The sequence below is a fragment of the Pseudomonas sp. S2_F03 genome, assembly GCF_054668335.1.
The window spans coordinates 283,051-308,968 of record NZ_CP162759.1 but is presented as its reverse complement, the minus strand read 5'-3'; the positions used below and the strand labels follow the sequence as shown (position 1 = coordinate 308,968).

Sequence of the window (25,918 nt, the reverse complement as noted above, 5' to 3'; positions counted from 1 at the left end):
GCCGTAAAGAGGGTGCGATCCCAACACCCGCCCCGACACACCCAGAGTGGCGGCGACCCGAAAGGGGAAATCGGTTAGGTCGCTTCCATTTCCACGCCCATCGCGACGAGGCTGTCAGCGATAGCGCGTAGCAACTGATGGACGATGTGTTCGTCGATCTGGCCGATGCATCCGATGCGGAAACTTTCGGCCACGGTCAGCTTGCCTGGGTAGATGATGAATTGGCGGGTCTTGAGCTCATCGTAGAAACGCATGAACTCGAAGTTTGGATGCTCAGGGCAAAAGAACGTGGTGATGATCGGCGATAACCAGCAGTCTTCCAGCAAGGTCCGGAAACCCAGTTCACGCATACCGCTGACCAAGACGTCGCGGTTGCGCGTATAGCGCGCCAAACGACCATGCACGCCGCCTTCGGTCGCGTGCTGTTCGAGGGCTTTGTGGAAGGCTACAACGCTGTGGGTAGGCGGGGTGAAGCGCCACTGGCCGGTGCGTTCCATGTAAACCCACTGCTCGTAGAGGTCGAGGGATAGCGAGTTGGCGCGACCTTTAGCGGACTCCAGCACGGAGCGACGGATGATCACAAGGCCGAAGCCGGGGATGCCCTCGATGCACTTGTTGGCCGAGGACACCAGCACGTCAAAGGCGATTTCTTTGACGTTCACCGGCACTGCGCCGAAGGTGCTCATGGCGTCGATGATCAGGCTCTTGCCGTGCTCCTTCACCACGTCGGCGATCTCGCGCAGAGGGTTGAGGATGCCGGAGCTGGTTTCGCAGTGGACCACAAAGACGTGGGTCACATCCGGATTGGCGTTGAGCAGAGCGTCCACTTCATCGGGCTGCGGTGGCAGGTAGTCACCCTTGTCCAGAGTGATGTAGGCGCGGTTAAGGTATTCCAGCGTTTTGGTGGCGCGCTGGCCGTAGGCGCCGTTCATCAGCACCAACGCTTTGCCGTCACGCGGGATAGCGGTGGCCAGAGCCGCCTCTACCGAATAGCTGCCGCTGCCTTGCAGAGGCACACACGCAAAGCTATCGTCCTGCACGCCCGCCATGCCAAGAAGGCTCTGGCGAACTTCGGCGGTGACTTGGTTAAAGGCACCATCCCATGAACCCCAGTCGCGGAGCATGGCTTCCTTGGTGGCTTTGGAAGTGGTCAGTGGACCTGGGGTCAGCAGGTAGGGCTCACCCATGGCTGGCGTTGCCAGCGGCTGGGTAATCGGGAATTCGGCTTTGGTCATGATCTTCTCCGGCGGTGTTATTTTTGTGGGGAGTGATGCACGGATTGATAAAAACACCTGACGAAAAATAACTGAAATCGATTTATCACACTTCAGATACAAGCTGAGCTTATAAGTTGGATTGCGTCACTGCTGTAAGTCAGCCTCGATCTATCTATGCGTTCAATTCGGGTTTGTAAGTTCAAATCTCTTCCCATGACGATGCATCTCTTGGACTTACGTAAGTGCCCAAGTTGAGCTTGCGATTCGATGCCATCCCGGAAAATACCTTTCGCGCTTCGGGCGCGGACTCGCTCGGTACGGGGTCGAAAGAAGTACTTTTCTCCGCTGCTCGTTTGAGTGAGAAACCCCACCGCCTGCACGATTCGCAGGATTCTGCAGCTGATTTTGTTTCGCTCAGGCTTGCTTTAATTGTTGCTGCGAATAGGGGATACACCTCCGTAAAAAGCGTTTATTCCGATAATTATCGCCAAATATAAGTATTTATATAGTGAAAACCACTGGTTGTTCTTTCTTAGACTGCGCCGAACGAGACCTACAACAATTTCAGCGGTTAGCCACTTAGAGGGAATGAACATGCGCGTACTGGTGCTTGGTAGCGGTGTGATTGGTACCGCCAGTGCTTACTATCTGGCTCGTGCCGGGTTTGAAGTGGTGGTGGTGGACCGTCAGCCGGCTGCTGCCTTGGAGACCAGTTTCGCCAACGCAGGCCAGGTGTCGCCGGGTTATGCCTCGCCGTGGGCGGCGCCGGGTGTGCCGCTCAAAGCCATCAAATGGCTGTTGCAGCGCCATGCACCGCTGGCGATCAAGGCCACTGCCGATATCGATCAGTACCTGTGGATGGCGCAGATGCTGCGCAACTGCACCGCCAGCCGTTACGCGGTGAACAAGGAGCGGATGGTCCGCCTGTCCGAGTACAGCCGTGACTGCCTCGACGAATTGCGCGCCGAAACCGGTATTGCTTACGAAGGCCGCAGCCTCGGCACCACCCAATTGTTCCGCACCCAGGCTCAACTGGATGGCGCCGCCAAAGACATCGCGGTGCTGAAAGAGTCCGGCGTACCGTTCGAACTGCTCGACCGCGCCGGCATTGCCCGCGTTGAGCCGGCGCTGGCCAGCGTCACCGACATCCTCGCCGGCGCCCTGCGCCTGCCGAACGACCAGACCGGCGACTGCCAGATCTTCACCACCCGCTTGGCCGAAATGGCGGTGAAACTGGGTGTGGAATTCCGCTTCGGCCAGGACATCCAGAAACTCGACTACGCCGGTGATCGCATCAACGGTGTGTGGATCGATGGCAAGCTGGAAACCGCAGACCGCTACGTGCTGGCGCTCGGCAGCTACTCGCCGCAATTGCTCAAGCCGCTGGGGATCAAGGCGCCGGTGTACCCGCTCAAGGGTTACTCGCTGACCGTGCCGATCACCAACCCGGCCATGGCCCCGACCTCGACCATTCTCGACGAGACCTACAAGGTCGCGATCACCCGTTTCGACAACCGCATCCGCGTCGGCGGCATGGCGGAGATTGCCGGTTTTGACCTGTCGCTGAACCCGCGTCGGCGCGAAACCCTGGAGATGATCGTCAACGACCTTTATCCTCAGGGCGGCGATCTGGCCCAGGCCAGTTTCTGGACCGGCCTGCGTCCGACCACCCCGGATGGCACGCCGATCGTTGGCGCGACACCGTTCAAGAACCTGTTCCTGAACACCGGTCACGGCACACTCGGCTGGACCATGGCTTGTGGCTCCGGTCGCTTGCTGGCTGACCTGATGGCGAAAAGAACGCCGCAGATCAGCGCCGAAGGCCTCGATATTTCCCGTTACGACAGTGGTACATCGGAGCCAGCAGTGCAGGGCGCTCCAGCGCCAGTTCAACAATGAGCGAGAACGTATAAGCCAATTCGACACCAAGCGTTGCGCACGGCGAAATCGCCGTGTGACAGCGTCGGTTTTCATTTCTCATGAAACTGCCAATAAAGGCTGCCACCATGCGTCCTGCCCGTGCCCTGATCGACCTTCAAGCCCTGCGTCAAAATTACCAAATTGCCCGTGAAGTCACGGGAGCCAAAGCCCTCGCGGTGATCAAGGCCGATGCCTATGGCCATGGCGCGGTGCGGTGCGCCCAGGCGCTGGAAGCCGAGGCGGACGGGTTTGCCGTAGCCTGTATCGAAGAGGCACTGGAACTGCGCGCGGCCGGCATTCGTGCGCCGGTCCTGCTGCTGGAAGGGTTCTTCGAAGCTGACGAGTTGTCGCTGATTGTTGAGCATGATTTCTGGTGTGTGGTGCATTCGCTCTGGCAGCTTGAAGCCATCGAGAAAGCTTCGCTGAGCAAGCCGATCACGGTCTGGCTAAAGCTGGATTCGGGCATGCATCGGGTGGGCTTGCATCCAAAGGATTATCAGGCGGCCTATCAACGGCTGCTGGCCAGCGGCAAGGTGGCAAAGGTTGTATTGATGAGCCACTTCGCCCGGGCCGATGAACTGCACGAGCAGTCCAGCGCCGAGCAGGTTGCGGTATTTGAAGCGGCGCGTCAGGGTTTGTCGGCCGAGATCAGCCTGCGCAATTCGCCGGCGGTGCTGGGTTGGCCGCAGATTCCGAGCGATTGGGTGCGTCCGGGCATCATGCTGTATGGCGCGACGCCGTTTGAAGAAGCCAACGCAGTCGCCTCACGCTTGCAACCGGTGATGACGCTGGAGTCGAAAGTGATCAGTGTGCGTGAACTGCCGGCCGGTGAACCAATTGGTTACGGTGCGAAATTCATTACACCCAAGCCGATGCGTGTGGGGGTGGTGGCCATGGGGTATGCCGACGGCTATCCGCGTCAGGCACCCACCGGTACGCCGGTGCTGGTGGCCGGGCAGCGCAGCCAGTTGATCGGCCGCGTGTCGATGGACATGCTCTGCATCGACCTGACCGATGTACCGCAAGCCGGCCTCGGTTCGCCCGTCGAGTTGTGGGGCAAAGATATCCTCGCCAGCGACGTGGCGGCGGCCGCGGACACGATTCCTTATCAGATCTTCTGCAACCTGCGCCGGGTACCAAAACTCTATTGCGAAGATTAATCGAAGCGCACCGCGCCTGCGTCCTGAAAGTGTTGAAAACAGAAAAGCCGCCGGCCAATAGCCCGGCGGTTTTTTGTTGGCAAGCGTAAAGGTTTCGCTGTGTGATCGAGGCTTTACCCCTTGTCCGCCTTGCCGGCAGCCGCGGCGAATTTTGCCAGACGCACATCCAGTCGACCTGGCCGTTGATTGTGGTCTTCCGCTTGCTCCTTGCGGCGAACGGCGTTGCGCACCATCAGTGAGCCCAGGTAGCGAATAGGCTCCGGTGGGAAATGGCCGAGGGGGCCTTGCAATAGTGGCGAGCGTGTCCAAGGATTGTCCAACCCCAAAACCAGGGATGAGAGGATTTGCCCTCCCATATGACAGGGGCCGACGCCACTACCGGAATAGCCGAAACCATAGAAAATATTGCCATTTGTGCCCATACGGCCGAAGAAAGGCAGCCCCGTGACCGAGCGATCGGACGGGCCATTCCAGGTGGAGGCGATGCCAACATCGGCAAATTCCGGAAAGAACTCCGCGAGGGTGTTACGCAACAACCCCGCGTAGGGTGACGGTTGGTCGAATACCGGCAGCATGCGCCCGCCGTAGGCGAAGGTGTTACCACCTTTGCCGAGCATGATCCGGCCGTCCGGGGTGTTGTGGTAGTAGTGCACGAAGATCCGCGAGTCGAGCACGGTAACCCCGTTGGTCAGGCCGATGCGCTCGAGCAGATCAGGTCGCGGCTCGGTGATGATCATGTCGCTGGAGACGATGGCTACTGAACGTTCGAATTCTGGAAAAGCCCGTGCCATCCAGGCGTTGATCGCCAGCACTACGCGATCGGCGACCACTTTCCCGCCCTGAGTCTTGATGGTGGCCGGCAGCCCTTGTTCCAGGCCGGTCATCGGCGAGCCTTCGTAGATTCGCACGCCTAGATCCAGCGCGACCCGACGCAGACCGCGCACCAGCTTGCCCGGCTGCACACTGGCAGCCGCTGGCGAAAACCAGCCTTCAATGTGCCGGGTCGAACCCGCCATACGCTGCACGTCAGCTAGCGCGTATTTGGAGAAAGAGTTGATGCCATTGCGCTCCAACGCTGCGATCACCCCGTCGGTCGAGCCGACCTGGGCCTGGTTTGTCGCGGTGTAGAGCGTGCCATCGAGACGGTAGTCGGCATCAACCCCGTACTTTTCGCAAAAGCTGCCGATGGCGTAAATGCTCTGCTCCGATTCCTTGACCAGGCGTACCGCCTCTTCGACGCCAAATAAGCGCTCCAGGGTGAAGTACTTGGCCGACCAGGACAGCGCGCAGCCGCCGTTGCGCCCGCTGGCGCCGGCACCACAAATGTCGGCTTCGACGATGACAACGTCCAGTTCGGGGTTCTGTTCCTTGATCATGACCGCGGTCCACAAGCCTGTGTAACCGCCACCGACGATGCAGACATCGGCGCGGGTGTCCTGCTGCAGCGGCGGACAAGGCGTGGCGGATTGGTTTTGCAGAGCCTGGTCGAGCCAGTAGGGGCGCATTGGGTCATCTCCGTTGATTGATTCGGGGCAATAGTCAGGACGCAATCAGGCGCACGCGGCGACCACAATCATTTCCACGCGCCAACCGGGGTCGATCAAATCCGCCAGGGTGCAAGCTCGTGTGGGGGCATGGCCTTCGGGAAAGAACTCGTCCCAGACCCTGTTGAGCCCTGCATAGTCCTCGCGATGGGCGAGCAGGATGCGCACCGAAAGCACCTGCTTGCGGCTGCTACCGGCATTCAACAATAGCTGCTCGATACCGGCGAGCACCTCGTGAGTCTGTGCTTCGATATCGCCACTGAGGTCCGTGGCGACTTGGCCTCCGATGTAGAGATGGTTGTCGTACCGGACCATGTCCGAACGGCGTTTTATCGCGGCGAAACGTTCAATTTCCATCAAGCATTCCCGGTGGGTACGAGGGGTGGCACTGTTGAAGACAGTGCTCTGTGGACTTGCGAAAACCATGTTTGCAGTCCATCGTTTATAAATAAAATCGATTTAACGTATGCATGAATAAGTTGAACCTATGCAAAGACTTCCCCAATGACTATTTCCCATACCCAGCTCAAGGCTTTCCACGCCGTTGCAGTCAACGGCAGTTTCACGCGGGCGGCCGAACAGCTTTGCCTGTCTCAACCGGCGGTGTCCGACCAGGTTCGCAAACTTGAGGATTACTACGGGGTGATGGTGTTCTACCGTGACAAGCGTCTGGTGCGCTTGACGGAAGTGGGGGAACGGCTGTTCGGCCTGACCCGGCGTCTGTTCGATATCAGTGTGGATGCCCACGACATGCTGATGGACTACCGCACCCTCTCGACTGGAACCTTGAATCTGGCGGTGGATGCGCCGGTGCATGTGTTGCCTTATGTCGCACGCTTTTGCAGTCGCTACCCCGGTATCGATGTGAAGATTGAAACCGCCAATACTGATGAGGTGTTGCAACGGTTGTTCGGCCATCAGGCAGACATTGCCCTGCTGGGACGCAACATCGAAGATGAACGCCTTCAGACATTGCACCTGCGGAGCGATCCGATGCACGCTTTCGTTTCGCTTGACCATCCTTGGGCACAACGCCAATCAATCAGCCTCGCTGATTTGGATGACACGCCCCTGGTTCTCCGGGAAAAAGGTTCAGTCACCCGCCTATCCCTGGAGGAGGAAATGGCAGCAGCGGGCCTGCATATTCGCAAGGCGATCGAAGTGGAAGGGCGTGAAGCGGCACGTGAGGCCGTGGCGATTGGCATGGGCGTTGGTGTCGTGTCGGCGGCCGAGCTTGGCTCGGACTCGCGGCTTCGCGGTTTGCCCATCATCGATTGCCAGCGCTGCTTCACCGAGACTCTGGTCTGCCTGCGCGCGCAGAGTTCACGGCGTATCCTGACCACCTTCTTCGACATGGTTCGAGAAGGCTTGGTTGAGTGAGGTTACGTTTGATCACGTACGAACGCAGCTATCTATGGCGCCATGGGTGGCTGCACACGAAGGGCTGAACGGCTGCTTTTGGCCGTTTTTTGCCTGCCGCGAATTCTGCTGCGCGCGGCCACCTTGGTCGGTTCTGACCGTAACCAGCCCTTTGGACGTGACGCTTAAGGAAAACTAAAGATGGTGATGGAGTAAAAAATTCACGGACAAGTGGTGTTGAAATAAATAATTCATTGATTTACTCTCGGTCCCACGTTGTACGAGATCAACCGCTGTTAGCACCTAAAAAAACAAACAATCGGGAGCAAACATGAAAACGAAAGTGATGTTGGGATTGTTCATGACGGCCGCAATTTCTCTACCAGCCTGGTCCGCTGACTGGACCGTAGGTGCTAACGTTGGCAACGTGCCCTGGGAGTTTCAGGACGCCAAAGGTGAATTTGTCGGCTTCGAAGTCGATGTTGTAAAAGAAGTGGCCAAACGCGCCGGAAAAAGCGTCGAGTTCGTCAATATTCCCTTCAACGGCCTGTTCAGTGCCGTGCAATCCAAACGTGTTGAAATCGCTATCTCATCAATCACTATCACTCCGAAACGTCTGGAGTCGGTAGCCTTTGCGCAGCCTTACTTCGACAGCGACCAGTCGCTCACCGCACTGACCACTTCCAAGGTCAAAAGCCTGGCCGACATGAACGACAAGGTGGTTGGTGTCGACACTGGCTCTACCGGCGACATGTGGATCGGCCAACACAAGGACGAGTACAAGTTCGCCGATGTCTCGCGCTATGAAGGGCTATCGCCGGCCATGCTCGATCTGGCTTCCGGACGAATCGATGGCTACGTCAGCGACATTCCTGCGGTGCTCTACTACATCAAGGACAAACCGCAATACTCCATCGTGGCGCGTATTCCCACCGGTGAACGCTACTCGCTGATGCACGCCAAAGGCTGGGCGATGAGCGATCAGGTCAACGACATCATCAGCAAGATGAAAGAAGACGGCACGCTCGGAAAAATCCACAAAGAGTGGTTCGGCGCCGACGCCGATAAAGATTCGAGCACCCTGAAAGTGATCGCCGTCCTCAAGTAAGCCCTGCTGCTGATGCATGTAAGTGGCGACGCCTGTTCGCCACTTGTATTGACCGAGGTATCCCATGGATCTTTTGCAGACATTCTTCAACTGGAACGTGCTCGTCGATTCGCTTCCGCTGATGATGCGCGGCTTGGGCGTGACCATTTTGCTTGGGGTGGTGAGCATTGCCCTGGGCCTGGTGGGCGGGCTGTTGCTGGCATTGCTGCGGTTGTACTCCTACGCACCTGTTCGAGCGCTTGCACGTATCTACATCGATATCATGCGCTCTATTCCACTGCTGGTTTTACTGGTACTCATCTATTACGCGCTGCCTTTTGTCGGCATTCGACTGTCGTCTTTTGCGGCCGCTGCCAGTGCGCTCTCGCTGGTCTCCTGCGCTTACAGTGCGGAGATTTTTCGTTCGGGCATCGAGGCCATTCCCCGTGGCCAATTCGAAGCGTCGGCTTCTCAAGGCATGAGTTTCTTCAACACCATGCGCGACGTAGTTTTGCCGCAGGCCATCCGCATCGTGATGCCACCCATGACGAGCAACTGCATCAACGTCATGAAAGACACGGCGCTCGCTTCAGTCGTCGCCATGCCTGACTTGCTGAAGCAGGCAACCCAGGCGCAGGCACTGGCTGCCAACCCGACACCGCTGGTAGGGGCTGCCTTGCTGTATCTGTTGCTGCTGTTGCCGCTGGTACAAATGGTCAGCTGGGTTGAGCGTCGTAACGCCTCTGGAGGAAAAACCGCATGAGCACGTTGATCGACATCGAAAATCTCGACAAGTACTACGGCAGCTTCAAGGCGTTAAGCAATATCAATTTGCAGGTTGAAGAGGGTGAAGTGGTGGTCATTCTTGGCCCGTCTGGTTCGGGGAAATCGACCTTGATTCGCTGCATCAATCTGCTTGAAGACTACCAGCAGGGCGATATTCGCGTGGGGGGGAGCGGGTTGAAAACGGTCCGCGACTGAGCGCCATCCGTAGTGAAGTAGGTATGGTGTTTCAGAGCTTCAACCTCTATCCGCACCTCACTGTTCTCGACAACGTGTCGCTGGCGCCGATCCGTGTTCGCGGGCTGAGTCGGCGTGATGCGCACTCCAGGGCCAAGGAACTATTGGTGAAGGTCGGCATGGGCGATCACGCCCACAAATACCCGAGCCAATTGTCCGGCGGCCAGCAACAACGGGTTGCCATCGCCCGAACCATGGCCATGGAACCTCGCGCAATTCTGTTCGACGAACCGACTTCGGCACTGGACCCGGAAATGGTTGGCGAAGTACTCGATGTCATGCAGAACCTTGCTCGCTCCGGCGTCACGATGGTTGTGGTGACTCACGAAATGGGCTTTGCCCGCCGGGTCGCCGATCGGGTGATCTTCATGGAAAGCGGACGCATTGTTGAGCAGAACATCCCGGAACCCTTTTTTACCGCACCTCAGGAACCCCGCACGCAAGCGTTCCTGCAGGCCATCTTGCACCACTGAATCAGGCTGGAGAAAGAAGAGTGAATCCTCTCGATATCGATTACGTTCGCAAGCAATTTCCAGGTCTGGCCAGTGGATACGCCTACATGGATAACGCCGGTGGTTCGATGGTGCTGAGTGCCGTCGCTGACCGGGTCACGGATTACCTGCTTAACAGCAGCGTGCAACTGGGCGCTTCCTATCAACCTTCCGTCGACGCTGGCGAGCGAGTGATGCAGGCACGTCACTCCGTCATGCAGTTGATCAACGCCGAGCATCCCGAAGAAGTGATCATGGGCGGCTCGACCACCCACTTGCTGCAAATACTGTGTCGCGCCATCGCACCGTCAATTGTCCAGGGCGATGAAATCATCGTCACCAATTGCGATCACGAGGCCAACATCGGCCCATGGGTCAAGCTTTGCGAAGACCGTGGTGCGACCTTGCGCGTATGGCAGGTCAACCGCGACAGCTGTGAGCTGGAGCTGGATGACCTGCAGGTCTTGCTCAATGACAAAACCCGTTATGTGGCCATGACCCACACCTCGAATATTCTCGGCTCGGTCAATCCAGTCGCCGAGGTTGCGCGGCGTGTCCATGCGGTGGGCGCCAAGCTGTGCGTGGACGCCGTCGCTTATGCACCACACCGTCTGGTGGATGTTCAGGCCAGCGGCGCCGATTTCTACGTCTATAGCTTCTATAAAACGTTCGGCCCGCACTTTGCCGTACTCTGGGGACGCCGCTATCTGTTGCTGGAATTGCCGAGTCTTAACCACTTCTTTATCGGTCAGGATGTGGTGCCTTACAAATTGCAACCGGGCAACGTCAACTACGAGTTGTCATTCGGTTGCATCGGCATTACCGACTATTTGCTCGACATCAGCACCCGGCTTGGCGCGCAAGGTAGCGAGCGCAAGTGCATGCAGGCTGCGTTCGATGCCTTCGAGGTGCAGGAGGATTTGCTCGCCGAGCGTCTGCTGGCATTTTTGCGCCAGCGCGAGGGCGTTCGGATCATTGGCAAAGCGAATACCAGCAATCGAGTGCCAACGATCAGTTTCGTGGTTGAGGGCGTTCAGTCAGAGGCTGTTGTGCGTAGGGTCGATGAGCATCGGATCGGCATTCGTTTTGGTGACTTCTATGCACGGCGACTTATCGAAGCCCTTGGGCTTGACCAGTTTGGCGGGGTAGTGCGGGTGTCGTTGGCGCATTACAACACGCTGGAAGAAGTCGACCGCCTCATCACTGCGCTGGATCAAGCAATCAATGCGTTGCGTTGACCGGCGTACACACTTCTAATTTTACGAGCCTTCACTATGGCCTTACCTGAAACCCTTGCAGAGCTGCGTGACTGTATCGCGGCCCAGCACGAACAACTGACCGGTCGCCTGCGCGATGCTGCCCGATTCCTGATCGACAACCCGCATGAGATCGCACTCAATACGGTGGCCGAACTGGGTAAGCGCTCAGCATTGCGCCTTCAGCCTATATTCGGCTGGCCCAGGCGCTTGGCTTTGCAGGTTTCAAGGATTTGCAGCGGCTTTTCCGCGCACCGTTGCAACAGGCTGCCGACACCCACAGCGAGCGTATTCGGCACTACGGCGGTGAGACGTTGCTGGAGGACCCGAGTGACGTCGGCGGAATTCTGCGTGAGTTCAGCCAGGCCAATATCGTTTCTTTGGAACACCTGGCCGAAGGCGGCGAGCAGGCCAATATCGAAGCCGCCATCGCCCATCTGCAAGTCGCGCGCACTACCTTCGTCATCGGTATGCGCCGTGCCTTTCCGGTGGCGGCGTATCTGAGCTACGCGTTGAGTCGTGTGGGCCGGCGAACCGTGCACATCAGCGGTGCTGGCGGCACGTTGCCGGAGCAGGTCAGCGCCATTGCCGATGATGATTTGCTGATAGCCGTCAGCTTTCCACCGTACGCCAATGACACCGTTGAGGCTTGTCGTCAGGCGCGGGCCGCAGGCGTGACGCTGGTAGCGATCACTGACAGTGTTCTGAGCCCTATCGGGCAGATGGCCGATACGGTGATTGAGGTCAATGACGCCGAATTACTGGGATTTCGCTCGCTCACCGCTTCGTTCTGTATTGCGCAAACCCTGGCCATGGGGCTGGCCTTCAGCGAGTGGCAATCGGACACCACCTTTAGCCACGACCAGCTGAAAGATATCGACTGCTAAGTCGCGACTTTCACCACGTACTTATTTAACCAGTCACTTCAGGAGAATATCCCGATGGTTTCACCTGCACGCGATTTAGTGGGTTACGGAAGACAACGCCCGCAAGGCACCTGGCCGAATGGCGCACGTTTGGCCATCAGCCTGGTGATCAACTACGAAGAAGGCTCCGAACGCTCGCTCGCCATGGGCGACCCGGACCAGGAATCAATGACCGAATGGGGCAGCTATTCAATACCCGACGGCACACGCAATCTGGCGATGGAATCGATGTATGAGTACGGCTCTCGCGTCGGGATCTGGCGAATCCTGGATATTCTCGACCAGCAATCGGTTCGCGCAACTTTTCATGCCTGCGCAGTGGCTTTTGAGCAGAACCCTGATGTGGCTCGCGCCGCCGTCGCGGGTGGCCATGAGATTTGCAGTCACGGTTATCGCTGGGAGGAAGTGTTTCGCCTGACCGAGGAACAGGAGCGTGAGCACATACGCCTGGCAATCGAGTCATTCGAACGCACCTGTGGCAAGCGACCCGTTGGCTGGTATTGCCGGTATGGCGCCAGCGTCAACACCCGTCGGCTGGTCGCTGAGGAGGGCGGTTTTCTCTACGATTCCGATGCCTACAACGACGATGTTCCCTACTTTGTCGAAGTCGAGGGTAAGCGTCATTTGGTGGTGCCTTACACCGCCGACGTGAACGATTTCCGCTACTGGAACTCGCCGGGGCTTTCGCAGGCATCGGACTTTTTCGAATACATGAAAGAAAGCTTTGAGGTCCTTTATGAGGAGTCGGCTGAAGGACCACGCATGATGTCCATCGGGTTGCACCCACGTATGGTGGGCCGTCCCGGGCGGGTAAGGGCGATCAAGCAATTCATCGAGTACGCAAAACAACACGGCGGTGTCTGGTTTGCTACGCGCGAAGAAATCGCCCGTGCCTGGCTTGAACGAACTTGATTGCGTGGCAATCACGCCGGATCAAAAAATAAAGCGCTATTCCCCACTGTGTTGAAAGAGTTGAGGGGGAACAGCCAGCCGCTCGACAGAAGCCGCCATTCAATCCCGAGCAATCTTGTCATTTGCCAAGGCTTAAGGCAGGGTCGATACCACTGACATCTCTGCCAAAGGAGTCACCCCATGTCAAAGCTATATCCCAGTATCGATCCCGATGGGCTGGTCGAGTACTCAGTGGTCTACACCGACCGCTCGCTCAACCACATGTCGCAGTCATTTCAAGGCGTGATGAAGAACATTTCCAAGACCTTGAAACAGGTCTACAACGCCCAGGCTGTTGCGGTGGTCCCGGGCAGCGGCACATTCGGCATGGAAGCGGTGGCGCGACAGTTTGCCACCGACCAGCAATGCCTGGTGATACGCAACGGCTGGTTCAGTTATCGCTGGAGCCAGATCCTTGAGATGGGCAACATCCCGGCGGCCACTACGGTGCTCAAAGCCCGACCGGTCGAGGCTGGTCGCCAGGCGGCCTACGCCCCGCCGCCTCTGGAGGAAGTGCTGGCCGCCATTGCGGCGCAGAAGCCGCAGATTGTCTTCGCCCCCCACGTTGAAACCTCATCAGGGATTATCCTGCCCGACGACTACCTGCGGGCCGTCGGCGACGCCGTGCATGCGGTGGGTGGCCTGTTCGTGCTGGACTGCATCGCCTCAGGCACGCTTTGGGTGGATATGCACAAATGCGCAGTCGACTTGCTGATCAGCGCACCGCAGAAAGGCTGGAGCGCCTCCCCTTGCTGCGCCCTGGTGATGCTCAGTGCTTTGGCCCTCGAGCGCATCGAGCAGACGCAAAGCAGCAGCTTCGCCTGCGACCTGAAAAAGTGGCTTCAGATCATGCAGGCCTACGAACAGGGCGGACATGCCTACCATGCGACCATGCCCAGCGATTCCCTCGCGCGATTTAACGAAGTGATGAAAGAGACGCAAGCCTACGGTTTCGACAAGGTCCGCGACGAACAACAGGCGCTGGGCGATCAGGTGCGCGCAATGTTGACCGGCAGAGGCATCAAAAGCGTGGCCGCAGCCGGCTTTCAGGCCCCCGGCGTAGTGGTGAGCTACACCGATGATGCCGACATCAAGAACGGCAAGAAATTTGCCGACCACGGCCTGCAGATCGCCGCCGGAGTGCCGTTGCAATGCGACGAACCGGCCGACTTCCAGACCTTCCGCATCGGTCTGTTCGGACTCGAAAAGCTGCGCAATATCGAACGCACGGTCAGCACCCTCGCGCAGGCTCTGGACGAGGTGATGGTTAACTAAGCTGGTATTCGACACCGTTACCACAGCGGTCTGGGACCTGTTGAAAACCAAGGGCGTAGACACGCGCCGCCTGATCGGCTGGGGCCGGTTACTTCTGGAAGAGGCCTGATTGATATGCAATCTTTTGATACGGTGATTCGCAACGCCCGCGTGGTAACCGCCGCGGACACGTTCACCAGCGATATCGGTATTCGTGATGGGCGCATCGTCTCCCTTGGCCTGGACCTGCCGCAAGGTCACCAGGAAATCGACGCGGCAGGCCGGCATGTCACCCCCGGTGGCATCGACAGCCACGTGCACCTCGACCAGCCGACTGGCGACGGCTCGGTGATGGCCGATGACTTCTTCAGCGGCACGGTCTCGGCGGCTTGCGGCGGCACCACCACCGTCATCCCGTTCGCCTGCCAGCAGAAGGGCGAAAGCTTGCGCTCTGCCGTCGATGACTACCATCGTCGGGCGGGTAACAAGCCGGTGATCGATTATGCCTTTCACCTGATCGTCACCGACCCCACCCCGCAGGTGCTGTGTGAAGAACTGCCGGCCTTGATTGCTGAAGGCTATACATCGTTCAAGATCTACATGACCTACGATGCGCTGAAGCTGGGCGACCGGGAGATTCTCGAGACCTTGTCGGTCGCGCGCCGTGAGGGCGCCATGGTGATGCTCCACGCCGAGAACAGCGATTGCATCGCCTGGCTTACCGAGCGACTACTGGCGGCCGGGCTGACTGCGCCGCGCTACCACGCCGCGTCGCGGCCGATGCTGGTGGAACGCGAAGCGACCCATCGTGCCATCGCCCTTGCCGAGCTGGTGGACGTGCCGATCCTGATCGTGCACGTGTCGGGTCGCGAGGCCGTGGAGCAGATTCGCTGGGCCCAGAGCCAGGGGTTGAAGGTGTACGCCGAAACCTGCCCGCAGTACCTGTTCCTGACCGCCGACTCGCTGGGGTGTGACGACAGCTTCGAAGGTGCCAAGTGCATCTGCAGCCCGCCGCCGCGCGATGCCGCAAACCAGCAGGTGATCTGGGACGGCCTGGAGAACGGCTCGTTCGAGATTTTCTCGTCAGACCACGCACCCTTTCGCTTCGATGGCCCGAATGGCAAGAAGGCCCACGGTGAAGAGGTGTCGTTCGACCAGATCGCCAACGGCATTCCCGGTGTCGAAACCCGCATGGCACTGCTCTGGTCCGAAGGCGTGCGCAGCGGGCGCATCACCCCGCAAAGCTTTGTTGCGCTGACCTCCACTAATGCCGCCAAGATGTATGGGTTGTATCCGCGCAAGGGCAGCATCGCTATTGGTGCTGATGCCGACCTGGTGATCTGGAACGAAGGTGAGTCGGTGCACCTGTGCAACGAAATGCTGCACCACAACGTCGATTACACGCCTTACGCCGGCATGACGCTGAGCGCCTGGCCGGCCATGACCCTGTCTCGCGGTGAGGTGGTCTGGGACGGCGAGCCGCGCGGTGAGGCGGGTCGCGGCCGGTTTCTGCCGTGCGAGCGCCCGGCACCCGCGCAACTGCGCCGACGCAAGACTGAGTTGCCATTGTGAGTGCGGTCGCGCAGGTGGCTGCCATCCTGATTCGTGGTTGGCGTGAGGGGCGCCAACAACCGTTGCCAACCCTGGAACTGGCTAACGAAGCCGAAGCCTATGCCGTGCAGCGCCAGGTAGCGGATGCCCTCGGCTGGTTCGCCTCCGGGCCGCCAGCGGTCTGGAAACTGGGCGGCGCTCCGGGAGGGTTGATCAGCGCCGCCGGGGTGCCGGCAATGGCGGTACACCCGTCGGGTTGGCAGGTTCCGCCGGGCGATGCCTTCGGTTTCGGGATCGAGGGTGAACTGATCGTGCGCCTGTCGCGCGACCTCGACCTGCACACTGATCTGGCCATGGCCTGTGCGGCGGTCGATGTGTGGATGCCGGGCATCGAACTGTGTGGCACGCGCTGGCTGCAGGGCGATCAGGCCGCGCCACTGCTTCGGCTGGCTGACCAGCAACTCAACCGCGCGCTGGTACTCGGTGCACCGCAAGCGCTGGGGGACATGCCGGATTGGTCAAGACAACAGGTGGCGTTGCGGGTGGCCGGGGAACCTGAATTCGTCGGCGTTGGCAGCCATCCATTCGGTGAGCCGCTGAGTTCGCTGCCGTGGCTGGCGCGTCACGCTGCAGCGCTGGGCAGCCCCTTGCGAGCCGGCGACCTGGTGGCTACTGGTAGCTGGACCGGTATCTACTGGGCGTCGGCCGGGGTGCAAGTGGAAGTTGAGTTTGCCGGGATAGGACGGGTTGCCTTGTCGACGTGATGCGTTTCAAAGGCTTGCTGATTTCCAGTTAACGGAGCCAGCCGGCGCATTGCTCCTGCTTAAAAGGCGTGGGCTTCTGAGGCTTGCCTCTGGGTATTCCCTCAGGCCCCTCTCCCTACGTTGGCTTGCGAGTTGGAAGCGCTCTGCAAGACACCGCACTGTTAGAGATACGCCAGCGGCCATTCCAATCAATCAGATCCTCGTTCGCCGTCATAGCCAACCTCTCAGTTCTTTAGTTTTAGAAGCGGTTGATTGCCCCGCGCAGCAGAGGTTCAGCTATGCGCTCCACTTTACCTTTCGTAGCTTCACTCGCTACCGGCCAATTTCTATCTGCAACGTCAGACTGAAATCGCCCCGAGTCGCTGACCACGGATTGAGAAAGCAATGCGGCGTTGGTGGATACCTTGGTTCCAGAGTGGGTGGCTGCTCAGACAGAGTTCCTTGTTTTGAAGCGAAGCGATCTGATCTGTTGGCCGCGGCTCGTCAGCGGCTACGGCATCACAGGGATGCCGGCAACACCTGATTGCTCAGGTTGAACGTGAGCGTTTTGAGGGTTGAGCCAGCGCCTTCGAGCGTCCCTGCCGTCGCTCGAAGGCGCTCCGGTTACTTCAGGCTGCCGCTGAGGAATTGCTGCAGGCGCTCGCTTTTGGGGTTGCCCAATACGTCCTCGGGCACACCTTGCTCTTCGACCCGCCCCTGGTGCAGGAACAGCACCTGGTTCGACACTTTGCGCGCAAAGCTCATTTCGTGGGTCACCATGATCATGGTGCGGCCTTCTTCGGCCAACCCCTGGATCACCTTGAGCACTTCGCCCACCAGTTCCGGGTCCAGGGCCGAAGTCGGCTCGTCGAACAGCATGATCTCCGGTTCCATGCTCAGGGCACGGGCAATGGCGACCCGTTGCTGCTGACCACCCGAGAGAAACGCCGGGTATTGATCTGCAACCCGTGCCGGCAAACCGACCTTGTCCAGGTAGCGCCGGGCGCGATCCTCCGCGTCCTTCTTGCTGACGCCCAGCACCCGGCGTGGGGCCATGGTGATGTTTTCCAGTACGGTCATGTGGCTCCACAGGTTGAAGTGCTGGAACACCATCGCCAGGCGAGTGCGGATGCGTTGCAGTTCATTGGCGTCGGCCACGCGCATTCCGTGGCGATCATGGACCATTTGAATCGGCTGGTTATCCAGGCTCATGGCGCCGTCGTTGGGCGTTTCCAGGAAGTTGATGCAACGCAGAAAAGTGCTCTTGCCCGAACCACTGGCGCCGATCAGGCTGATCACATCGCCGGTCTTGGCATTTAGCGAAACGCCCTTGAGGACTTCATGGTTGCCATAACTTTTGTGCAGGTTTTCAACGGTCAGTTTGTACATGAACAAGCATCCTGAATTTAGTGAGCCGGGCCGAGGAAAGACAACCAACGGCGTTCAGCCAGGCGGAACAGGCCGACCAGGGAGAAAGTGACTGCCAGGTAGATCAACGCGGCGAGGCCGAACGACTGGAAGGTCAGGAAGGTCGCCGAGTTGGCGTCTCGCGCGACTTTCAGAATGTCCGGAATGGTCGCGGTGAAGGCCACGGTGGTCGAGTGCAGCATCAGAATCACTTCGTTGCTGTAGTAAGGCAGCGAGCGACGCAGGGCGGACGGCATGATCACGTAGGTGTACAGCTTCCAGCCGGTCAGTCCGTAGGCTTTGGCCGCTTCGACTTCACCGTGGTTCATGCTGCGAATGGCCCCAGCGAAGATCTCCGTGGTGTAGGCGCAGGTGTTCAGGGCGAAGGCCAGGATGGTGCAGTTCATCGCATCGCGGAAGAACGCATCCAGTACCGGCTGAGCACGCACCGCGGCCAGGCTGTAAATACCGGTGTAACAAATCAGCAGCTGAATATAGAGAGGCGTACCCCGAAACAGATAGGTGTAGAACTGCACCGGCCAGCGCACCCAGACATTGGTCGAGACCCGGGCGATCGACAGCGGGATCGACATCACGAAGCCGAAGAAGATCGAAGCACTGAGCAGCCAGAGGGTCATGGCCAGCCCGGTGATGTGATTGCCGTCCTGGAACAGGAAAGGTTTCCAGTACTCCTGCAGTAGCTCGATCATCGCACGGCCTCCCGGGTGCCTGCGGCGTAGAAGATTTCCATCCGGCGCAAGACGTAGTTCGAAACGGTGGTTATCACCAGATAGATCAAGGCGGCCAGCATCAGGAAGAAGAACAGCTGATAGGAGCTCTTGCCCGCGTCCTGGGCCACTTTGACCAGATCGGCCAGGCCAATGATCGACACCAGCGCGGTGGCCTTGAGGATCACCATCCAGTTATTACCGATGCCCGGCAGGGCAAAACGCATCATTTGCGGGAACACCACGATGCGAAAGCGCTGAGCGCGGGTCAGGCCGTAGGCGGTAGCCGCTTCCATCTGCCCTCGGGGTACGGAGAGGATTGCGCCACGGAAGGTTTCGGTGAAATACGCCCCGTAGATGAAGCCCAGGGTAATGACCCCGGCACTGAACGGGTTGATCTCGATGTATTCCCATTCCATGAAATCGGTAAACGAGGTTAGCCAGGTTTGCAGGCTGTAGAAGATCAACAGCATCAGCACCAGGTCCGGCACGCCGCGAATCAGCGTGGTGTAGGCCTGCGCAGGGACGCGCAGCAGTGCCGATTTCGAAAGCTTGGCGCTGGCGCCGATCAGGCCCAGGCCAACGCTCACCAGCAAGCACAGAAAGGATAATTTGACAGTCATCCACGAGCCTTGCAGCAACAGCGGGCCGAAACCCTTAAGGCTAAAGCCTGACAGCCCAAGAATCTGCAATAGGTTTTCTAGCATTGAGCAGCCCTACCTCAATCAATAAAGTGCCCATCCGGAAATGGGCGCAGGGTCATTATTTGCCGCTGTAGAGATTCAGATCGCCAAAGTGCTTCTGCTGGACGGCCGCATAGGTGCCATTGTCGTGCAGCGCCTTGATACCTTTGTTCAGCAAGGCCTGGAGCTCGGCGTTGCCTTTGGTGAGACCCACGGCGGTTTTGGCTGGTAGTAGCGGGCTTTCGACCGGCTCGCTGACTTGGAAGTCGGCGCCTGGTGGCGACTTCAGGAAGCCCAGTTCGGCTTGCAGCATGTCCTGGATCCCAGCGTCGAGACGACCGGAGATCAGGTCAGCGTACACCTGGTCCTGGTTGGCGTAGGCCAGGGTCTGTACCCCGGCCTTGTCCAGTACGGCCTTGGCGTAGGCTTCCTGGATGGTGCCTTGCTCGTAGCCGACTTTCTTGCCCTTGAGGGAGGCCGGATCGGTGCCGATGGCCGCGCCTTTCTTGAAGACCAGCGCGGTCGGGCCAGAGAACAGCTCGTTTGAGAAATCGATAACTTTCTCACGCGCTGGCGTGGCGGTCATGGAAGAAATCACGCCGTCGAACTTGTTGGCCTTGAGGCCGGGAATCATGCCGTCGAAGTCACTTTCGACCCATTTGCACTTGACCTTCAGCTCAGCGCAGATCGCGTTGCCCAAGTCGATATCGAAGCCCACCAGGCTGCCATCGGCGGCCTTGGATTCGAACGGCGCATAAGAGGGGTCGACGCCAAAGCGCAACTCCTTGTACTCCTTGGCCAGCGCAGAACCGGCAGCCACACACAAAGCTAATGCAGAAAGGGTGAGAAATACTTTTTTCATTATTTTATTCCCAAGGACCATCGAAAGCGCTTGTGCCGCAAGAGCGCATGTACTGCGTGGCACAATGTCTTATGCACACGCAGATACTTGTACAGACAAGCATATGCAATCACCCGGCCAATTCGCGGATTGGACGTTTGAGAAAGCGCGTACAGCGCTCTGGGAAGGGCTTGGCAGGCAGGTGAGCGTTGGGAGTCAGGCAGCCTGCGAGGCTGTTACCAAAGCAGGTTTTTGCACCCAGATGGGGTATGCGGTAACAAAGTGTGAAATTACGCGGCGTGCGCTCCAGCGGTTTACCCGAATTTTCGTTTCTACCGTCCTTCAGCCCGTGAATCACGGCAAACCCCTTGCCGTCCGAATGGTTGCCCTCGGCTCGTAAGGGCGTTTACTTCGCGGGAGACCGAACGTGTTGCGACGTCGCAACGGGATGCGGTTTTTGCACCCCACCAAAGGTTGTTTTCGTCGTTGTGGGGAGGCTTGCCTGGTCGCTAAATACGGTCCCGGTTGCTGTTTTCAAACCTCGGCGTCAACACATGTCGGAATTGACTCGCAGACCACGCCGTTCGTGGCTTGCGGGCTGTTTTGCGGATCTTGAGATCTAACGCCTGTCCACCTGAGCCGCGACCAAATTGAACCCGTATCTAACGGTGCCAGCAGATACCTTTCGAGTTACCTTGGCGCTTCAGGGAGCGAAGCGGTCATCATCCAGCGTCCGTTATTGGCCCAAGCTATGTGAAAACTCGAAAGGGAGACGTATCTGACAGGCAATTACGTTGCAGAGTCCACTTTTGGCTGTCGGGCGTACAGAATTTAACAATCGGAGGCTCAGATGAACTGCCCGCTTGCCTTCAAGACGGTGCATCCAAGGCGGCCATGTCGAACAGGCCATTCAATCGCGACCTGAGCAAACACGGCTAGGCGCGGGCACGCCGGTATAGTCGACTCTATTGCCTACCGTATTTCCCGGAGCCTCCATCCAGTGCCTGACTTGCCGAGCAACGCCGCCTACACAAAACGCTTCGACCTGGTACTCGCCTACATCGACGCCAATCTCGAAGGTGACTTGTCCGTGAAGACGTTGAGCGAAGTCGCGAACTTTTCGGCGTTTCACTTCCATCGCCAATTCACCGCGTTCGTGGGCGTGCCAGTTTCACGTTATGTACAACTGATGCGACTACGACGCGCGGCGCATTGCTTGTCTTCTCTGGCGAATTACTCGGTGCTGGACGCCGCTTTCGGTGCGGGTTTCGAAAGCCCCGAAGCATTTTCCAGGGCGTTCAGGCGGGCGTTCGGTATGACGCCGAGTGCATTCAGGAAGCAACCCAATTGGCAGGTCTGGAGTGCGGTGTTCACCATCCCTCATTTTTCCAGGAACATCATCATGCAGATACGAATTGTGGAGTTTCATGAAGTCAGGGTTGCAGCACTCGAGCATTGCGGAGCGCCCGGGTCCATTAATGAGAGCGTGCGTAAATTTATCGAGTGGCGCATGCAGAGCGGACAGTCGCCGGTGGCATCCAGTCGCAGCTTTGGTATTCCTTCCGGCAACCCCGATACGACTCCGGCCGAAGAGTTCCGGTTTGCAATCTGCGGCGAGATTCACGAGGCAGTAGCAGCGAATGATTTCGGCGTAGTCGAGAGAGTTATCCCTGGCGGGCGCTGCGTCGTGGTGCGTCACGTGGGCTCGACGGATCACATCGGCGAATCGATCTATCCGATCTATCGCGACTGGCTCCCTACCAGCGGCGAGGAGCTTCGAGACCAGCCGTTGTTCTTCGATTATCTAAGCATTTCCCTCGAGACACCGCAGGATCAATGGCAGACCGATATATATGTACCTTTGCAATAGCGGAGCGGACATGTTGCTTCTGGTTTGGAACGATCGTCGTTGAGTTCATGAAAAAATGGGGACAGATTTTTACGTCCCCTTTTGAATGGAAAAATAAATCAGTCACTTTTTTCATTTTTTTTCATGCTGGCCTATTTCTGCCTGTTGCCACCCTAGGAAGCAATCTGCAGCGCTCTACCGATCATGGTTATCGTGGGTTTGGCAGTTCTGATTAACACGCGAACCGCTTTTCTGCCTGAATCGATAAAACATCCAATATTCCTACAGCCAGCCATCCCAAGCTCACTCTGCCAACCCAGCCCGCCGCAATCCATCCGCAAACCGTGCAAGATCCTCCGCACGCTGGATAGGCAGCCAATCCCTAAGGTTAGAAACCCGCAACAACGGATCCAGCTCTTGCAGGTGCTGCATTGCCTGCTTCGCTTTGTCCATTCGTCCGCTGAGCGCATAGCTGGCTGCCACCAGAGCCGCCGGGGCCAGCAGACTGGGCAGGTTGCCCAAGGCTTTTTCCGCCCATTGCGCAGCGAGATCGAAGCGGCCGGCGAAGAAGTGCGCGAGCGACATTCCGATTTGCATCCTGAACATTTCGGGGTCCACCGGGCTCAAGCGAACGGCATGGGTCAAGTCCTTGATGGCGCCTTCTGTTTCACCGCGCAGTGCACGCAAGATACCGCCCAGGAACCAGGCAGGGGCGAGGTTGGGATTGAGCAGGCGCGCCCTGTCGAGCAGCGCAATGCCGCCATCGACATCACCGGCCAGATGAGCGAGCGCATGCCCGCCGCGGGTCAACGCGACGGCATCATCGCGTCCGAGTGTCACCGCCAGGCGCGCGAGCCGTGTGCCTTCGGCAATTTCTGCCGGCCGGTCGGTCATCCAGCCGTTGAGCTTGCGCCAGAAGTGGCACCAGGCGGCCATGCCATAGGCCGAAGCGAATTCCGGATCGAGTTCGATGGCCGTGTAGAACATCGGCAGCGCCTCCGCGATGGCTTCACGGGTGCCGCTGTGCAGTTTTGCCATGCCTCTCAGGTAATAGTCGTAGGCGTCGAGGCTTTCAGTGGGTTTGCGTTTGGCGCGTTCGATTTCTGCCCGTTCCAGTTGCGGCGCGATGGCACCGACGACGCTTTCGGCGATTTGATCCTGCAGCTCGAAGATGTCGTCGAGCAGGCCTTCGAAGCGTTCCGCCCAGATATGCGTACCACTTGTCGCGTCGATGAGTTGCCCGGTGATGCGCACCTTGTTCCCGCACTTGCGCACGCTGCCTTCGAGCACGTAGCGAACGCCCAGCGTCTGACCGATGCCTTGGATGTCCACCGCTTGACCCTTGTAGGTGAAGCTCGAATTGCGCGCGATGACGAACAGCCAGCGGATCCGCGAGAGCGCGGCGATGATGTCCTCTACCACGCCGTCGGCGAAGTATTCCTGCTCTGGGTCGCCGCTCAGATTCTGGAAGGGCAGGACGGTAATGGAGGGCTTGTCCGGAAGGGTGAGCACGGCAGGGGGAGTTCATTGGGGGTGAAGGGCGTGTGTTCGCCGATGTCTGGTTCGCCAGGCGCTCGCGCTTGTTCTACCTCGCCGACAAAACGGTAACCCTTGCGGGCGACCGTGCGGACAAGGCGCTGCTCTTCGCCCGTATCGCCGATGGCCTTGCGCACCGCATTGATGTGGCTGGTGATCGTCGATTCCGAGACGATCCGGCCGCTCCACACGGCCTTGAGCAGGTCGTCCTTGCTGACAACGCAATCGCGGTTACTCACCAGATATTGCAATAGATCGAAGGTCTGTGGCCCGACGGCCACGGCTTGCCCACGCAAGGTCAGTTCCCGGCGCTCTTGATCGAGCACGAAATCTTCAAACGCGAATTGCAAAGTGGGCTTCCCCTGGCAAAGCGCCTTCAACTCCGTGTCCCAGGCCGCTGGCGATATTTTAGTTGAGATTGATAATACGTCAGCTCGAAACCCCCTGCATGGTCCACGGTGAGGATGGACGAATAACCGCTTCTCTGGACGCAAATCCAAGCGTTCACGAAGGTAAATCCAAGCTTGCTGCAAGGACTTGCCGTGCACGCGCGCGCAACCTCTCTACACCGACGCAATGATTGCAGTCGACAAGTGGAGAAAAGCCATGAAGATCGTAGTTATCGGAGGCTCCGGCCTCATCGGATCGAAACTTGTGAACATCCTTCGCGAGCGCGGCCATGACGTGGTCGCCGCCAGCCCCAGCACGGGTGTGAACAGCATCACCCGCGAAGGCCTGGCCGCAGCGATGGATGGTACTGACATCGTTGTCGACGTGGCGAACGCGCCGTCGTGGGAGGACCAGGCCGTACTCGATTTCTTCGAAACATCGACACGTAACCTGCTGGCTGCCGAAGCGGCCGCCGGGGTTCGTCATCACGTAGCGCTGTCGATCGTCGGCAGCGAACGGCTTCCCGACAGCGGTTATTTCCGGGCCAAGGTTGCGCAGGAAAACTTGATCAAGGCGTCCGGCATTCCTTACTCCTCCTGCGTGCCACGCAGTTCTTCGAGTTTGTCGAAGGCATCGTCCAGTCGTTCGCCGTCGGCGAGGAATATTGTGTTTCGCCGGCGCTGATCCAGCCGATAGCGTCCGACGACGTGGTGGCGGCGCTGGTCGATGTGGTGCTGGCAGCGCCGGTCAATGGCACGGTTGAAGTCGGCGGCCCGGAAGCCATGCCGATCGACGAACTGGCCCGGCGTTTTCTGCGGGCGACCCGGGACAACCGCAAGGTCTTGCCGGACGTGCACGCACGTTACTTCGGTGCCGTGCTCAACGATCAATCGCTGGTACCTGGCAAGAACCCACGCCTGGGCGCGATCCGCTTCGAAGACTGGATCGCTCGGTCGGCGAGCCGGTGACGGCTCGCACCCTCACATCCCTATCCACGAAGGAGCAACCCCATGGTTACCCGAACCCTGATGGCCGCCGTCTTCGCCGCGCTCTCGATCAGCGCAGCGTCCGCCGCTGAGCCGCCCCACGGCAAGGTGACGGTCGTATTCGACCGTCCCATTCCCAATCTTCCCGGCAAGAGCATGAAAGGCGTGGTCGTCGAGTATGGGCCGGGCGCTGCGTCGCCATCCCACACCCATCCGAAAACGGCCTTCATCTATGCAACCGTCCTGGAAGGCTCATTTCGCATCCACGTCAAAGGCCAGCCGGAAAAGATCTACACCGTCGGCGAAAACTTCGTAGAGGAGCCGGGCTCCGTGCACCTGGTCAGCGCCAACGCCAGCGACACCGAGCCTGCACGCCTACTGGCGGTGTTCGTCCTCGACACCAACGAAAAGGAACTCGTCACACCGATCAAGAAGTGAGCCGGTCAACGCACTCATGAAAGTTCGACAGCCGGGCGGCAGGCTTCTGCCGCCCCTGCCGCTGACTCGGGCCCCGCAACCCCTGCCGTCGTGGCGCGGCGAAACAAGCGCAAGACCCTCGGCAAACTGCTGTGCGTCGCTGATCGAACATCATGTCGTCATCAATGGCACGGTCCTCGGCGCCAACGTCACCCCTGGGGGAAACGCGCTCATCGAACGGCTGACCACCACGGGGGCGATGCTGGCGGGGAAGGGCGTGGATCAAGTCGCCGCCGGGCGGGCAGCGACGAGTCTGCTGGGCAAAGTTGTGTCAGGTCAGGCGACGGTGATTGCTTTCGAAACGGCGTTTTACGCTGTTGCGATGCTGTTTGTGGTTGCCGCGCCTGTGCTGGTGGGCATCAAGATTGGGCTCTCGAAATACGCGAAGGTGCGTGCGATGCGGGCCTTAGCTGAAGTCGGAAGGGGGGTAGCACCAACAAAATCCCTATATTGGGTCGGTTTCAGCCGGTCGTGACAGGCAGCAATCGGCCAGAAGCGATTGCTCCATGGTTCTAGCCGTCTTATTCAGGTGAAGCCTTGCG

The 25,918-nt window shown here is 58.8% G+C and carries 21 protein-coding genes and 5 pseudogenes; 18 read left to right on the top strand and 8 right to left on the bottom strand.

Annotated elements, in window-relative coordinates:
- Positions 1-74 precede the first annotated feature (74 nt).
- Positions 75-1,235: a 2-aminoethylphosphonate--pyruvate transaminase gene (locus AB4N76_RS01470; RefSeq protein WP_460164011.1), complete on the bottom strand. Its 1,161-nt coding sequence runs from the start codon at positions 1,233-1,235 to the stop codon at positions 75-77.
- Between the two features lie 224 nt (positions 1,236-1,459).
- Between AB4N76_RS01470 and AB4N76_RS01465 the strand changes: the two genes are divergently transcribed.
- The 3 genes from AB4N76_RS01465 to alr all read left to right on the top strand — a co-directional run bounded on the left by AB4N76_RS01465 (position 1,460) and on the right by alr (position 4,297).
- Positions 1,460-1,714, top strand: coding sequence for a hypothetical protein (locus AB4N76_RS01465; protein WP_139348121.1), 255 nt, complete (start codon positions 1,460-1,462; stop codon positions 1,712-1,714).
- Positions 1,715-1,811: 97 nt separating this feature from the next.
- Positions 1,812-3,116, top strand: coding sequence for a D-amino acid dehydrogenase (gene dadA, locus AB4N76_RS01460; RefSeq protein WP_460164010.1), 1,305 nt, complete (start codon positions 1,812-1,814; stop codon positions 3,114-3,116).
- A 107-nt stretch (positions 3,117-3,223) separates the two neighbouring features.
- Positions 3,224-4,297 carry an alanine racemase gene (gene alr, locus AB4N76_RS01455; protein ID WP_046031516.1) on the top strand — a complete coding sequence of 358 codons (1,074 nt, stop codon included), beginning with the start codon at positions 3,224-3,226 and terminating at the stop codon, positions 4,295-4,297.
- A gap of 113 nt (positions 4,298-4,410) precedes the next feature.
- On the opposite strand, the gene AB4N76_RS01450 is transcribed toward alr, so the two are convergent.
- Both AB4N76_RS01450 and AB4N76_RS01445 read right to left on the bottom strand, forming a co-directional pair.
- Positions 4,411-5,802 carry an FAD-dependent oxidoreductase gene (locus AB4N76_RS01450; RefSeq protein ID WP_460164009.1) on the bottom strand — a complete coding sequence of 464 codons (1,392 nt, stop codon included), beginning with the start codon at positions 5,800-5,802 and terminating at the stop codon, positions 4,411-4,413.
- Between the two features lie 45 nt (positions 5,803-5,847).
- Positions 5,848-6,198 (bottom strand): RidA family protein, encoded by a 351-nt coding sequence (locus AB4N76_RS01445; protein WP_046031514.1) that lies wholly within the window; start codon positions 6,196-6,198, stop codon positions 5,848-5,850.
- A gap of 147 nt (positions 6,199-6,345) precedes the next feature.
- On the opposite strand from AB4N76_RS01445, the gene AB4N76_RS01440 reads away from it, so the two are divergent.
- The 11 genes and pseudogenes from AB4N76_RS01440 to AB4N76_RS01390 all read left to right on the top strand — a co-directional run.
- A complete protein-coding gene (locus AB4N76_RS01440; RefSeq protein WP_046031513.1) occupies positions 6,346-7,221 on the top strand; it encodes a LysR substrate-binding domain-containing protein in 876 nt (291 codons plus the stop codon).
- 310 nt (positions 7,222-7,531) lie between these two features.
- On the top strand, positions 7,532-8,308 hold the full coding sequence (locus tag AB4N76_RS01435) for a transporter substrate-binding domain-containing protein (RefSeq protein WP_460164008.1): 777 nt from the start codon (positions 7,532-7,534) through the stop codon (positions 8,306-8,308).
- A 64-nt stretch (positions 8,309-8,372) separates the two neighbouring features.
- The gene (locus AB4N76_RS01430) at positions 8,373-9,050 is read left to right on the top strand and encodes an amino acid ABC transporter permease (protein WP_027923846.1); all 678 of its coding nucleotides are present in this window, start codon (positions 8,373-8,375) and stop codon (positions 9,048-9,050) included.
- Between the two features lie 5 nt (positions 9,051-9,055).
- Positions 9,056-9,780 (top strand): annotated as a pseudogene (locus tag AB4N76_RS01425) (amino acid ABC transporter ATP-binding protein).
- Positions 9,781-9,800: 20 nt separating this feature from the next.
- Entirely contained in the window at positions 9,801-11,036 is a 1,236-nt protein-coding gene (locus AB4N76_RS01420; protein WP_460164007.1) for a cysteine desulfurase-like protein, read from the top strand.
- Positions 11,037-11,287: 251 nt separating this feature from the next.
- Positions 11,288-11,941 (top strand): MurR/RpiR family transcriptional regulator, encoded by a 654-nt coding sequence (locus tag AB4N76_RS01415; protein ID WP_460164006.1) that lies wholly within the window; start codon positions 11,288-11,290, stop codon positions 11,939-11,941.
- Between the two features lie 54 nt (positions 11,942-11,995).
- Positions 11,996-12,892 (top strand): allantoinase PuuE, encoded by an 897-nt coding sequence (locus tag AB4N76_RS01410; protein WP_046031507.1) that lies wholly within the window; start codon positions 11,996-11,998, stop codon positions 12,890-12,892.
- A 180-nt stretch (positions 12,893-13,072) separates the two neighbouring features.
- Entirely contained in the window at positions 13,073-14,206 is a 1,134-nt protein-coding gene (locus tag AB4N76_RS01405) for an aminotransferase class V-fold PLP-dependent enzyme (RefSeq protein ID WP_046031506.1), read from the top strand.
- A gap of 114 nt (positions 14,207-14,320) precedes the next feature.
- Complete coding sequence (hydA, locus tag AB4N76_RS01400) at positions 14,321-15,757, top strand: dihydropyrimidinase (RefSeq protein ID WP_046031505.1); 1,437 nt, start codon at positions 14,321-14,323, stop codon at positions 15,755-15,757.
- Entirely contained in the window at positions 15,754-16,500 is a 747-nt protein-coding gene (locus tag AB4N76_RS01395) for a 2-keto-4-pentenoate hydratase (RefSeq protein ID WP_077431980.1), read from the top strand. Before hydA ends, AB4N76_RS01395 begins: the two co-directional genes overlap by 4 nt.
- A gap of 377 nt (positions 16,501-16,877) precedes the next feature.
- A pseudogene (locus AB4N76_RS01390) lies at positions 16,878-17,040 on the top strand (efflux RND transporter periplasmic adaptor subunit); the annotation flags it as partial.
- Between the two features lie 63 nt (positions 17,041-17,103).
- Here the strand turns inward: AB4N76_RS01390 and AB4N76_RS01385 are convergent.
- The 4 genes from AB4N76_RS01385 to AB4N76_RS01370 are packed head-to-tail and all read right to left on the bottom strand — an operon-like array spanning position 17,104 to position 20,159.
- Positions 17,104-17,868: an ABC transporter ATP-binding protein gene (locus AB4N76_RS01385; RefSeq protein ID WP_460164005.1), complete on the bottom strand. Its 765-nt coding sequence runs from the start codon at positions 17,866-17,868 to the stop codon at positions 17,104-17,106.
- Between the two features lie 17 nt (positions 17,869-17,885).
- A complete protein-coding gene (locus tag AB4N76_RS01380; RefSeq protein ID WP_108231581.1) occupies positions 17,886-18,596 on the bottom strand; it encodes an ABC transporter permease in 711 nt (236 codons plus the stop codon).
- On the bottom strand, positions 18,593-19,321 hold the full coding sequence (locus tag AB4N76_RS01375) for an ABC transporter permease (RefSeq protein WP_046031501.1): 729 nt from the start codon (positions 19,319-19,321) through the stop codon (positions 18,593-18,595). The genes AB4N76_RS01380 and AB4N76_RS01375 overlap by 4 nt, the downstream gene beginning before the upstream one ends.
- A gap of 55 nt (positions 19,322-19,376) precedes the next feature.
- Entirely contained in the window at positions 19,377-20,159 is a 783-nt protein-coding gene (locus AB4N76_RS01370; RefSeq protein ID WP_077431982.1) for a transporter substrate-binding domain-containing protein, read from the bottom strand.
- Between the two features lie 979 nt (positions 20,160-21,138).
- Between AB4N76_RS01370 and AB4N76_RS01365 the strand changes: the two genes are divergently transcribed.
- Positions 21,139-22,008, top strand: coding sequence for an AraC family transcriptional regulator (locus AB4N76_RS01365; protein WP_460164004.1), 870 nt, complete (start codon positions 21,139-21,141; stop codon positions 22,006-22,008).
- A gap of 282 nt (positions 22,009-22,290) precedes the next feature.
- Here AB4N76_RS01365 and AB4N76_RS01360 read toward each other — a convergent pair.
- Positions 22,291-23,873, bottom strand: a pseudogene (locus tag AB4N76_RS01360) (winged helix-turn-helix domain-containing tetratricopeptide repeat protein).
- Between the two features lie 256 nt (positions 23,874-24,129).
- Between AB4N76_RS01360 and AB4N76_RS01355 the strand changes: the two are divergent.
- From AB4N76_RS01355 to AB4N76_RS01345, 3 genes and pseudogenes are all read left to right on the top strand, one after another.
- Positions 24,130-24,881 (top strand): annotated as a pseudogene (locus tag AB4N76_RS01355) (SDR family oxidoreductase).
- 42 nt (positions 24,882-24,923) lie between these two features.
- Positions 24,924-25,337, top strand: coding sequence for a cupin domain-containing protein (locus AB4N76_RS01350; RefSeq protein WP_460164003.1), 414 nt, complete (start codon positions 24,924-24,926; stop codon positions 25,335-25,337).
- Between the two features lie 136 nt (positions 25,338-25,473).
- Positions 25,474-25,851 (top strand): annotated as a pseudogene (locus tag AB4N76_RS01345) (hypothetical protein); the annotation flags it as partial.
- Between the last annotated feature and the right edge of the window lie 67 nt (positions 25,852-25,918).